The sequence below is a fragment of the Rathayibacter oskolensis genome, assembly GCF_900177245.1.
In the GTDB taxonomy this organism is placed as follows: domain Bacteria; phylum Actinomycetota; class Actinomycetes; order Actinomycetales; family Microbacteriaceae; genus Rathayibacter; species Rathayibacter oskolensis.
This window is the reverse complement of sequence record NZ_FXBM01000001.1, coordinates 1,663,943-1,675,387: the sequence shown is the minus strand read 5'-3', so window position 1 is coordinate 1,675,387 and position 11,445 is coordinate 1,663,943. Positions and strand designations below refer to the sequence as shown.

Sequence of the window (11,445 nt, the reverse complement as noted above, 5' to 3'; positions counted from 1 at the left end):
GAACAACGGAGCACCCCCTCAATGAGACGAGCGAAAATCGTCGCCACCCTCGGCCCGGCAACGTCGTCGTACGAGACCATTCGTGCGATCATCGACGCCGGCGTGGACGTGGCCCGCATGAATCTCAGCCACGGCAGCTACGACGTCCACGAGGCCGTCTACCGCACCGTGCGCCAGGCGGCCGACGACGCCGGACGCGCCGTCGCGATCCTGGTCGACCTCCAGGGTCCCAAGATCCGCCTCGGCAAGTTCGAGGGCGGCCCCTACCCCCTCCACGAGGGCGACGTCTTCACCATCACCACCGAGGACGTCCTGGGCACCAAGGAGCTCTCGGGCACCACGTTCAAGGGCCTGCCCGACGACGTCAACCCGGGCGACATGCTCCTCATCGACGACGGCAAGGTCGCGGTCCGCGTCACCGCCGTCGAGGGTCCCCGCGTGATCACCGAGTGCGTCGTCCCCGGCAACATCTCGAACAACAAGGGCATCAACCTGCCCGGAGTCGCCGTCAACGTCCCCGCGCTCTCGCAGAAGGACGAGGACGACCTCCGCTGGGGCATCCGCCTCGGCGCCGACATCATCGCGCTCTCCTTCGTGCGCAACGCGAGCGACATCGTGCGCGTGCACGAGATCATGGCGGAGGAGGGCCGCAAGGCACCCGTCATCGCCAAGATCGAGAAGCCGCAGGCCGTCGACAACCTGCAGGAGATCATCGACGTCTTCGACGGCATCATGGTCGCCCGCGGTGACCTCGGCGTCGAGCTGCCCCTCGAGGCCGTCCCGATCGTGCAGAAGCGCGCCGTCGAGCTCGCCCGCCGCTGGGCCAAGCCCGTCATCGTCGCGACCCAGATGCTCGAGTCGATGATCGAGAGCCCGCGCCCCACCCGCGCCGAGGCCTCCGACGTCGCGAACGCGATCCTCGACGGAGCCGACGCGGTCATGCTCTCGGGCGAGACCAGCGTCGGAGCCTGGCCGGTCGTCACCGTCCAGACCATGGCCCGCATCGTCGAGTCGACCGAGGAGCACGGCCTCGAGCGGATCCCCCCGCTCGGCAGCAAGCCGCGCACCCAGGGCGGCTCGGTCACGCTCGCCGCCGCCGAGGTCGCCGAGTTCGTCGAGGCCAAGTTCCTCTGCGTGTTCACCGAGTCGGGCGACTCCGTCCGCCGCATGACGCGCCTGCGCCACGGCATCCCGATCATCGGATTCACGCCCGAGCCGGCGGTCCGCCGCCGCATGGCGCTCAACTGGGGCGTGCAGTCCTTCGTGACGCCGCGCGTGAACCACACCGACGCGATGTTCGCGCAGGTCGACGAGGTGCTCCTCCGCGAGGGCCTCGCCGAGCCCGGCGAGACCGTCGTCGTCGTCTCCGGATCCCCTCCCGGACGCGCCGGCACCACGAACGACATGCGCGTGCACGTCGTCGGCTCCTCCACCTCGGTCGAGCCCGTGGAGAACTGGGACCACTGAGTTCCTGCAAAGGGCCCGGCCGCACAGCGGCCGGGCCCTCTGTCGACGGGCTCCTCGCTGCGCTCGTCGCCCGTCGCGCGGTCGGCTCCCCGGGTGGTTGCGCTGCAGAGGGCGTCCTGCGTTCGGCTAGGTCGAATCGCTGGGACGCGATTCACCCGTTCGCCTGAGAGGTGGTCGGCTGGTCTGCCGATCGACCTCTTCGGGTCGGCAGCTGCGCTGCGAGGCCGTGGGGGGCGGCTCCTCGCTGCGCTCGTCGCCCGTCGCGCGGTCGGCATCCCCGGGTGGTTGCGCTGCAGAGGGCGTCCTGCGTTCGGCTAGGTCGAATCGCTGGGACGCGATTCACCCGTTCGCCTGAGAGGTGGTCGGCTGGTCTGCCGATCGACCTCTTCGGGTCGGCAGCTGCGCTGCGAGGCCGTGGGGGGCGGCTCAACAGCTGCACCCGGGGCCGAGCGGCGGGTACGGAGTGCTTCCGGGTGGAGTGAGGGAGGATCTCCCGGGTGAGGATCGATTCGTCACGAACGGCTCCCTCGAGCGAGATGAGGGAGCCAACTGTGACGGGTCGACTGGGCCGGACGAGCGCACGCGGTGACCTTCCGCGGAGATTCCGCCTGCCTGCGAGCGTCGATCCCTTCACCGACCGGCGCTGACGCCGATGGTGCGCGATCGGAAGGCTCCGCCGGCTCAGCGCCCCGGGTAGAAGCCGGACTCGATGTCCTCGAGCAGGGTCGGACCCGTCGGGGTCCAGGCGAGCGTCTCGCGGGTGAGGGTGCTCGAGGCGGCGGCGTCCATCCCGAAGAACGTGCCGATCCAGCCGAAGTGCGCGGTCGCCTCCGCGGGGTCGATCGACCGCACGGGGACGCCGAGGGCCGCGCCGAGTGCTTCGGCGATGCGCCGCGTCTCGACGCCCTCCTCGGCTGCCGCGTGCACGGCGGACCCGGCGGGCGAGGACTCCAGAGCCAGTGCCACGAGGCGGCCGGCGTCACTGCGGTGCACCGCGGCCCACCGGTTCCCGCCGTCCCCGACGTAGCCGGCGACACCCGTCGCCCTCGCCACGGCGGCGAGCGTCGCGGTGAATCCGTGGTCGCCCTCCCCGTGCACGGTCGGTGCGAAGCGGAGGCGGACGGTGCGGACTCCGCGCTCCGCGTACTCCTGGGCGAGGCTCTCGCCTCCGCCGCGCGGCGCATCCGGCCCGCTGAACGGTGACGCGTCCTGCTCGGTCGCCGGCCGCCCGCTCGTGATACCGGCGAGCCCGGAGGCGAAGAGGAGCGGCCGATCGGAGCCGACGAGAGCGTCCCCGAGGGTCGTCATCGCGGCGCGCTCGGTGCGGCCGGCACCGGCGTAGTCCGAGAAGTCGTGCTTGAAGGCGAGGTGGATCACGCCGTCGGCGCCCTGCGCCCCGGAGCGCAGGCTCTCGAGATCGTCGAGGCTGCCGGGGTGGGGCGTGGCACCGGCCGCGAGGAGAGCGTCGGCTGAGGCCTGGGAGCGGGCGAGGCCGATGACCTGGGGGCCCGCTCCGAGCAGTTCGGGGACGACGGCGGAGCCGATCCATCCGGAGGCACCGGTGACGAAGACGCGCATGAGGACTTCCTTCCGTCCGAAGACCCGGACTATGTCAGTGAATGACATGACCGTACACCCTGATGACTGCCTCTGACATCACTAGACTCGGAGAATGGGACGATGGCAACCCGGAGCGCGGGGCCGGCTGAGTGCGGCTGCCCTCAAGCTCTACAGCGAGCGCGGCTTCGACGAGACGACGGTCGGCGACATCGCCGAGCGGGCCGGTGTCACCGAGCGCACGTTCTTCCGCTACTTCGCCGACAAGCGCGAGGTCCTGTTCGGGACGTCGGCACTGCTGCAGTCCACTGTCATCGAGGCGATCGCGGCAGCGGATCCCTCGTCATCCCCCCTCGAGACGGCGATGGTCGGGATGGACGAGGCCGCCGCGATGGTGGGGGAGAGTCATGAGCACGGGCGGCGCCGCGCCGCCGTGATCGCCGGCCACAGCGGCCTCGAGGAGCGGGAGCTGCTGAAGATGGCGCGCATCGCCCAGGCCGTCGCCGGCGCGCTGCGCGACCGCGGAGCCTCCGCTTCCGGAGCTCGTCTCGCCGCAGACCTAGCGGTGCTGGCATTCACCACCGGCTGGAACCGCTGGGCGACGGCGACGGATCCGGACGACCTGCGCGCGGTCGTCCGCGCCACGTACGACGAGCTGCGCGAAGCCGTCTCGACGGCCTGAGGCTCCTCGCCGGCGCGGGGCGCCGCGCCGCCCGCGCTAGCGTGGGCGCATGCGACTCGGCGTGCTCGACATCGGCTCCAACACGGTCCACCTGCTCCTCGTCGACGCTCACCCCGGTGCCCGGCCCGTGCCGTACCGGTCGCACAAGCGCAGCCTCGCGCTGGTCGCCTACCTCGACTCCTCCGGCGACATCACCGAGGAGGGGCAGCGCGAGCTGATCTCGTTCGTCGCCGAAGCGCACGAGGTCGCCCGCCAGCACCGCGCGGAGGACCTGCTCGCGTTCGCCACCTCCGCCATCCGCGAGGCGGGCAACGGCGCAGCCGTCCTCGAGCGGGTCCGCGCGGAGACGGGCGTGCACCTCCAGGAGCTGGGCGGTGAGGCCGAGGCGTCGGCGACCTTCCTCGCGGTGCGGCGCTGGTTCGGCTGGGGAGCGGGCACGATCCTCGACCTCGACATCGGCGGCGGCTCCTTCGAGCTCTCGATGGGAGTCGACGAGGTCCCCGAGCTCGCCGTCTCCGTGCCCCTCGGTGCGGGCCGCGTGACCCGCGACCTCCTCGTCGGCGATCCTGCCTCGGCGACCAGCGTCAAGGCCGCCCGCCGTCACGCGCGCGACGTGCTCGCCGAGCCGGTGCGCGCCTTCCTCGCTCTCGGCCGCCCCAATCTGGTCGCCGGAACCTCCAAGACCTTCCGCTCGCTCGCCAGGATCGCGGGCGCCGCCCCCAGCGCCGCGGGGCCGCTGGCCCGGCGCGAGCTGCACCTGGTCGACCTCCGGCTGTGGTCCTCCCGACTCGCCGCGATCAGCGCCGCCGACCGTTCTGCGCTGCCTGGAGTGTCGGCGCTCCGCGCCCCGCAGCTGCTGGCCGGCGCCCTCGTCGCCGAGGCGGCGATGGACGCCCTCGGCGTCGAGACTCTCGTCATCTGCCCCTGGGCGACCCGGGAGGGGCTCATCATCCGGCGCTTCGAGCTCCTCGACGCCCGGCTGCAGCGCGAGGACCTTCAGGCGAGCGTGATGCTGTAGGCGAAGGCCCGCTGCTCGCCGGGGTCGAGCACGAACTGCCCCGGCTTGTCGACGATGTCGCCGTCCCAGCCAGCGGGCGTCGGGATGCTCCGCCACGGTTCGATGCAGACGAAGGGCGCCCCGACGGGCTTCCACACCCCGACGACGTCGAAGTCCCCGGAGTCTACCTCGATCGAGCGCGCCCCGTCGGCCTCGAGCCGCAGGGTCCTTCGACGCCGCTCGTCGAAGATCATCACGCCGTCCTCGAAGTAGCTGTCGTCGACGGCGAGCACTCCGTCCGTCAGCGGGGCGGGGTGGCGCTCCTCGATCAGCAGGTTCTCGGGGGCGCGGCGGAACCCCTCGGGCTCGGGCTGGGCGAAGCGGATGCGGTGCTCGCCGGTCGCCCCGGGGAGCGGCAGCGCGAAGGCCGGGTGGTTGCCGACCGACGCCCCGAGCGGCGCCCGGCCGCGGTTCTCGACCGTCTGGGTGATCCGCAGGGTCGATCCGGTGACCGCGTAGGCGATCAGCAGCGTCCAGTCGAAGGGGAACACCGCCCGGGTGGCGTCGTCGCTGCGCAGCCGGAACACCGCCTCGTCGCCCGAGACACCGGCCAGCTCGAAGACGCGGTCGCGCGCGAAGCCGTGCTGCCCCATCCGATGGTCGACCCCGTCGTGATGGAGGGTGTCGCCGGGGAGGCGCCCGATGATGGGGAAGAGAACGGGTGCGTGCCGACGCCACTCCGGGCCGGCCTGCCAGAGGTACTCGCGACCGGCGTCGTCGCGGAGCGAGGTCATCTCGGCGCCCGCGGTCGTCAGGGCGACGCGGAGGCCGCCTCCGCCGATCGCGAGGACAGTGGGTTCGGGGGAGTCGCTGCTCGTCATGCTCCGATTGTGCCCCTCCCGGCCCGCGCCGACCGAGGCGTCCGCCGTGTCGGAGGGTCGTGACAGCATGGACCGATGCCCCCCGATCCGACCCCGTCCGCCTGGCGCGCCCGCGTCGGCGAGCTGAGCGGGGGAGCGGAGTCCGCGGACACCCCTCCGCTCACCCCGATCGGTCTGCAGTTCGAGCTCCGCAGGCTCGTGCGCCGGGCCGACGATCCGTGGCGCGCCCCCGCGAGCGAGCGCGTGACGGCGAAGGGCTACGACCCGGCCGACCGCGACGACCACCGTCTGGCCACCCGTCCGGTGGTAGCCGGGCGCGGCGGGGCGTGGAACCGCACCACCCTCACCTGGAAGTCGCTCAACCACCAGACTCACCGGCTCTCGCTCGATCCCGTGCACCAGCGCTGGTTCGCGGAGTACGCGGCCCTCCACCGGGCGACGCGGACAGTGCATCTCGGGCAGGATCCCGACTGGATCCACCTCGACGACTACGAGAGCCCCCTGCTCTGGCAGCTGCTCGAGCAGGCCGAGGCCCTGCGCATCCCGCTGCTCGCCCCCGACAAGGGGAGCATCGCCGTCGGCTCCGCCGCCCATCTCGCGCTCGTGGCCTCGAGTGACGCCGGATCGCTCGAGCTGCGTCCCGCACTCTGGGCCGACGGCGCGGAGCGCCCGATCGAGTCCGCCCGCCCCATCGCGCGCCACGGCGTCTACGTCGTCGAGGCGGGCGACCCGTCGTCGCTGCTTCTTGCCCCGATGCGCCGCGCCCTCGACGACGAGGAGCTGCGGCTGCTGCGCCACCCCGAGCGCACGCTCGTGCCCGGAGACGACGTCGAGGAGTTCCTCCGCGACCACCTGCCGAGCCTCCGCGGTCGCGTCGCGGTGCGCGCCGACGGCTCCGGTATCGAACTGGACGAGCCGGAGCCGCCCCAGCTGATCTGCACGGTCTCGTTCGAGCCCCGGCGGGTCGTCCGCGTCGCGTGGCACTGGCGGCGCACCCCCGATCGCGCGAGCGAGCTCGACGGTGTCGGCGACGAGGGGCTCGAAGCGTCGATCCTGCGCCGGGCGCGCACCGTCCTGGCCGAGGCCGGCTCCTCCGTCGTCCCCGATCCCGGGAGCCCCGCCGTCCTCCGCGGCGCGGACGCCGCCGTCTTCGTCGTCGAGCAGCTGCCCCTCCTGGGGGCGGTGGGCGGGGTCCGCATCGAGCGGGAGGGAGTGCCGCCCGACTACCGCCTGCTCACCGGTCCGCTCACGCTCACCCTCACTGCGGTCGACACCGAGAGCGCCGACTGGTTCGATCTCGGCGTCGTGGTGAGCATCGGCGACGCCTCCGTCCCGTTCGGCCCTCTGTTCCGGGCCCTGGCGTCCGGCGGCACCAGGATCCGCCTCGTCGACCACTCCTACCTCTCCCTCGACCATCCGGGACTCGACCGTCTGCGCGAGCTGCTGAACCGCGCCGACGAGATCGACGAGTGGGAGACCGGAGCGCGCATCGGCCGTCATCAGACCGCCCTCTGGGACGAGCTGGAGGAGCTCGCCGACGAGACCGTCGCCTCCGATGCCTGGCGGACGGTGCTCGAGACCGCGCTCACCGCCGGCGCGCCGGAGCCGGTGCCGCCACCCGCCGGGCTCGTCGCCGAGCTGCGCCCCTACCAGGCCGAGGGCTACGCCTGGCTCGTGCACCGGAGGCGGCACGGGCTGGGCGGGATCCTCGCCGACGACATGGGGCTCGGCAAGACCCTGCAGGCCCTGGCGATGATGCTCGAGGCGGTCGAGGAGTCGCGCGCGAGCGGCGAGCGGCGCCCGCCGTTCCTGGTCGTCGCCCCGACCTCCGTCGTCCCGGGCTGGGTGTCGGAGGCGGCGAGGTTCGCTCCGTCCCTCCGCGTCCACGCCGTCACCAGCTCGCGGGAGGGTCGCGGATCGACTCTCGACGCGATGCCGCCCGGGACCGACGTGGTCGTGACCAGCTACGCCGTGCTCCGACTGGCGGCGGAGGCGTGGGGCGGCCGCGAGTGGTCGGCGCTCATGCTCGACGAGGCGCAGTTCGCGAAGAACCCAGGCTCGCAGACGCATCGCGCGGCGCGGAGCGTGGGCGCGCCCATCACGCTCGCCCTCACCGGGACCCCGCTCGAGAACTCGCTCGACGAGCTGTGGGCGATCCTCGCGCTGGTGGCGCCGGGGCTGCTCCCGCCGCTCCGGCGCTTCAGGGAGGAGTACACCCGACCGTTGCAGCACGCCGACGCGCCGGTCGGGATCGCGTCGCCGGATCACTTCGAGGGCCGGACGGTGCCGCAGAGCGTGGGCGCGCGTCGGCGGCTGGAGCGGCTGCGGAGCCGGATCCGCCCGTTCCTGCTGCGGCGCACGAAGGAGGCGGTCGCGCCGGAGCTGCCCGAGAAGCAGGAGCAGACGCTCGAGGTCACCCTCGCACCGGCTCACCGCGTGCTCTACGACACCTACCTGCAGCGCGAGCGCCGCAAGCTGATGGGGCTGGTCGAGGATCTCGACCGGCAGCGCTTCACCGTGTTCCGCTCGCTGACGCTGCTGCGCCTGCTCGCCCTCGACGCCTCCCTCGTCGATCAGGCCTACCGGCACGTCCCCTCGGCCAAGCTCGACGCGCTGCTCGAGCACCTCGACGACGTGCTGGCCGAGGGGCGGCGTGCGCTCGTGTTCAGCACCTTCACCTCCTATCTCGAGCGCGCCGCCGAGCGGTTGCGGGCGCGCGGCATCCCGTTCGTCCAACTCGACGGGTCGACGCGCGACCGGGAGGCGGTGATCGCGTCGTTCCGCGCCGGCCGCGCTCCTGTGTTCCTGATCAGCCTCAAGGCGGGAGGCACCGGCCTGACGCTCACCGAGGCCGACCACGTCTTCATCCTCGACCCGTGGTGGAACCCGGCCGCCGAGGCGCAGGCGGTCGACCGCGCGCACCGCATCGGGCAGGAGCGGAGGGTCAACGTCTACCGGCTCGTCGCGAAGGACACGATCGAGGAGAAGATCGTGCGGCTCAAGGAGCGCAAGTCCCGCCTCAGCACCGCCGCTCTCGACGAGGGCGAGCTCTTCGCCCAGGCGCTGACCGCCGACGACGTGCGGGAGCTGCTGCGGGAGTGAGCTCGCGGCCTGGCGAGCCCCCTACGAAGGGGGACGCCAACGACCAGCCCCGACCCAGGATCCGGGCGCACACTGAGCGGATGAGCCAGCGCCGCCCCCGCCCCCGACCCGACTGGGTCGCCGCCCTCGAGACGGGCGAGGACGCAGGGCTGTTCGGTCCGGGAAGCGCCGTCTGGGCGGTCAACGGCGGAATGCCGACGATGGTCGCCGGCGTCCGCGCGCTGCTGATGCAGACGCTGCACGCGGGTGCGATGGCAGGGGTGCACGACCACTCCCGCTACCGCGAGGACCCGATGGGGCGCCTCGACAACACCGTGCGCTGGGTGCTCACCACGAGCTTCGGAGACACGGCGGCCGCGAGCGGGGCGGCGCGCTGGGTGACCGGCGTCCACGAGCGCATCGTCGGCTCCTACGAGGACGCGGCGGGCGCCGAGCGCGACTACTCGGCGCAGGATCCGCGGCTGCTGCTCTGGGTCCACGACGCGTTCACCGACGCCTTCCTCGGTGCGCACGAGATCTGGGGCCGGGCGATCCCTGGCGGCGCCGACGCCTACGTCCGCGAGTGGGCCGCCTCCGGCCGCCTGCTCGGCGTCGACGACCCTCCGGAGAGCCTGGCCGAGCTGCGCGAGCAGCTCGCGGGATTCGCCGACGAGCTGAAGCCCGACGAGCGCGTCCACGCGGCCGTGCAGTTCCTCCGCCGGGTGAAGCTGCCGGGCCAGGCCGGCCTGGTCTATCCGCTGCTGTTCGCCGGAGCCGTCGCCTCGCTCTCCCCGGAGGTGCGCCGACTGCTCGGGCTGCGTCGCGCCTGGTGGCCCGCCATCACCGCGACCCGCGTCCTGCTGCGCTCGCTCGAGGTCTACCTCGGCCGCGTCTCACCGAGCGAGCAGGCCGCTCTGAACCGCCTCGCCCGTCTCCGGGGAGCTCCCGCCGAGGCCGTCTGATCCTCCTTCTCGTACACCTGTCCGGGAAGTGCTATACTCTCCTGGATGACTTCCGCTCGCCTCGTCTCCCTGCACGGAGCGGATCCGCACCTCGCCCCGAATCCGGGGGATCCCCGCGCCCGTCGCACCCGCCGCCGCGTCTTTGACGCCGTCGAGCGGCTCGTGATGCAGGCCGAGGGCGAGCGCGCTGAGGGCATCGCCGTGAGTGACATCGTGCGCGAGGCGGGCATCAGCCGCAGCTCCTTCTACGCGCACTTCGACGACGCGGCCGCCGTCGCCTCCGCGCTGCTCCGCGAGGATCTCGTCGTCGCGGACGTGGCCGAGGGAGACGCCGAGGACGCCACCGGCGCCGTCGCGCTCCGCCGCGGATACGCCCGCCTCGTCGAGCGCCTCGTCGACCGGCACGCGTTCCACGCCCGACTCCGAGCCCGCGCCTCCGCGCGCGTGGCCTCGGACGACGCGGTCCTCGACACCGTCCTCGCCCTGCACCGCGAGGTGCTCGCCCGCGTCGACGCTCCAGCCTCCGTCGACCCCGAGCTGACCGCGACCTTCGCCGCAGGCGGCGTCCTCGCCGTCGCCGGCGCCTGGCTCGCCGGTTCGATCGACGGCACCGACGAGGAGCTCGTGGAGCACCTCGTCGCCCTGCTCCCTCCGTGGCTCGCCGAAGCGCCGCTGAGGACACCGGATCCCACCACAGGCCCCACGAGGAAAGGCACGACATGATGACATTCGAGGTCGGCGAGACCCTGGTCTACCCGCACCACGGAGCGGTGACGATCACCGGGCTCGAGAAGCGCTCGGTCAAGGGCGTCGAGAAGACGTTCATGACGATGAACGTCCACACCAGTGAGCTCACGATCACCCTGCCCGTCGAGAACGCCGAGCTCGTCGGCGTCCGCGAGATCATCGACGACGCCGGTGTCCAGGCGGTCTACGACGTCCTGCGCAGCGACGTCGCCGAGGAGGCGAGCAACTGGTCGCGCCGCTTCAAGGCCAACCAGGAGAAGATGGCCAGCGGCAGCGTCTACCGCGTCAGCGAGGTCGTCCGCGACCTGTGGCGCCGCGAGCAGGCGGGCGGAGTCTCGGCCGGTGAGAAGCGGATGCTGCTCAAGGCCCGCCAGATCCTGGTGTCCGAGCTCTCGCTCGCCCTCAAGGGCACCGACGAGGAGGCCTCGGCCAAGCTCGACGAGGTCCTCGCCTCGGCGATCTGATCGACCGTCGCGGCGTGCACGGTCACTCGGCCCTGCACGCCGCGACGACCCGTCGCGCGACCTCGTCCTGCGCGGCGCTGCCGTCGATCCTGACCACGAGTCCGGAGTCGGCGTAGACCTTCTCGAGCGGCGCGGTCTCGCGCTCGTAGACCGCGATGCGGTGACGGATCACCTCCGGGTCGTCGTCGGCGCGGTTCTGCTCGGCCGCTCGCGCGAGCAGCCGCTCGACGACCACGTCGGTGTCGGCCGCGAGCATCACGACCCGCTCGATCCGCGAGCCCCTCGCCTCGAGCATGCGGTCGAGCTCGTCGACCTGCGCCAGCGTGCGCGGATAGCCGTCGAGGATGAAGCCGTCCCGAGCATCCGGCTCGTCGAGCCGTTCGGCCACGAGCGCATTGGTCATCTCGTCCGGCACGTAGGCTCCGGCCTCCACGATCGCGCGGAGCCGGGTGCCCAGCTCGGTGCCGTCGGCGACGTGCGCCCGGAAGAGCTCCCCGGTCGAGATCGCGGGCACTCCCAGGGCCTCGGCCAGGACGGCCGCCTGCGTCCCCTTGCCCACGCCGGGCGGCCCCATCATGATGACGCGCATCGCGTCCTCCCTCAGTGT

10 protein-coding genes are annotated in these 11,445 nt (G+C 72.6%); 7 read left to right on the top strand and 3 right to left on the bottom strand.

The annotated features are described in order from the left end of the window. The first annotated feature begins 21 nt into the window (after positions 1-21). The gene (gene pyk, locus B9Y99_RS07985) at positions 22-1,467 is read left to right on the top strand and encodes a pyruvate kinase (RefSeq protein WP_085475955.1); all 1,446 of its coding nucleotides are present in this window, start codon (positions 22-24) and stop codon (positions 1,465-1,467) included. Positions 1,468-2,148: 681 nt separating this feature from the next. Here pyk and B9Y99_RS07980 read toward each other — a convergent pair. Continuing rightward, positions 2,149-3,045, bottom strand: a complete 897-nt coding sequence (locus tag B9Y99_RS07980; protein ID WP_085475954.1) for an SDR family oxidoreductase — start codon at positions 3,043-3,045, stop codon at positions 2,149-2,151. 94 nt (positions 3,046-3,139) lie between these two features. Between B9Y99_RS07980 and B9Y99_RS07975 the strand changes: the two genes are divergently transcribed. Further along, the gene (locus B9Y99_RS07975) at positions 3,140-3,706 is read left to right on the top strand and encodes a TetR family transcriptional regulator (RefSeq protein WP_085475953.1); all 567 of its coding nucleotides are present in this window, start codon (positions 3,140-3,142) and stop codon (positions 3,704-3,706) included. Between the two features lie 49 nt (positions 3,707-3,755). Then, positions 3,756-4,724, top strand: a complete 969-nt coding sequence (locus B9Y99_RS07970) for a Ppx/GppA phosphatase family protein (protein WP_085475952.1) — start codon at positions 3,756-3,758, stop codon at positions 4,722-4,724. Here B9Y99_RS07970 and B9Y99_RS07965 read toward each other — a convergent pair. Then, positions 4,703-5,584: an aldose 1-epimerase family protein gene (locus B9Y99_RS07965; protein WP_165759562.1), complete on the bottom strand. Its 882-nt coding sequence runs from the start codon at positions 5,582-5,584 to the stop codon at positions 4,703-4,705. The two genes, B9Y99_RS07970 and B9Y99_RS07965, sit on opposite strands and share 22 nt — an antisense overlap. Before the next feature lie 75 nt (positions 5,585-5,659). On the opposite strand from B9Y99_RS07965, the gene B9Y99_RS07960 reads away from it, so the two are divergent. The 4 genes from B9Y99_RS07960 to B9Y99_RS07945 all read left to right on the top strand — a co-directional run bounded on the left by B9Y99_RS07960 (position 5,660) and on the right by B9Y99_RS07945 (position 10,838). Further along, entirely contained in the window at positions 5,660-8,686 is a 3,027-nt protein-coding gene (locus B9Y99_RS07960) for a DEAD/DEAH box helicase (protein ID WP_085475950.1), read from the top strand. 80 nt (positions 8,687-8,766) lie between these two features. Next, entirely contained in the window at positions 8,767-9,627 is an 861-nt protein-coding gene (locus B9Y99_RS07955) for an oxygenase MpaB family protein (protein ID WP_085475949.1), read from the top strand. A gap of 45 nt (positions 9,628-9,672) precedes the next feature. Further along, entirely contained in the window at positions 9,673-10,350 is a 678-nt protein-coding gene (locus B9Y99_RS07950) for a TetR/AcrR family transcriptional regulator (protein WP_085475948.1), read from the top strand. Continuing rightward, complete coding sequence (locus B9Y99_RS07945) at positions 10,350-10,838, top strand: CarD family transcriptional regulator (RefSeq protein ID WP_068257183.1); 489 nt, start codon at positions 10,350-10,352, stop codon at positions 10,836-10,838. Before B9Y99_RS07950 ends, B9Y99_RS07945 begins: the two co-directional genes overlap by 1 nt. Before the next feature lie 22 nt (positions 10,839-10,860). Here the strand turns inward: B9Y99_RS07945 and B9Y99_RS07940 are convergent, their stop codons facing one another. Further along, positions 10,861-11,427, bottom strand: coding sequence for an adenylate kinase (locus B9Y99_RS07940; protein ID WP_085475947.1), 567 nt, complete (start codon positions 11,425-11,427; stop codon positions 10,861-10,863). Between the last annotated feature and the right edge of the window lie 18 nt (positions 11,428-11,445).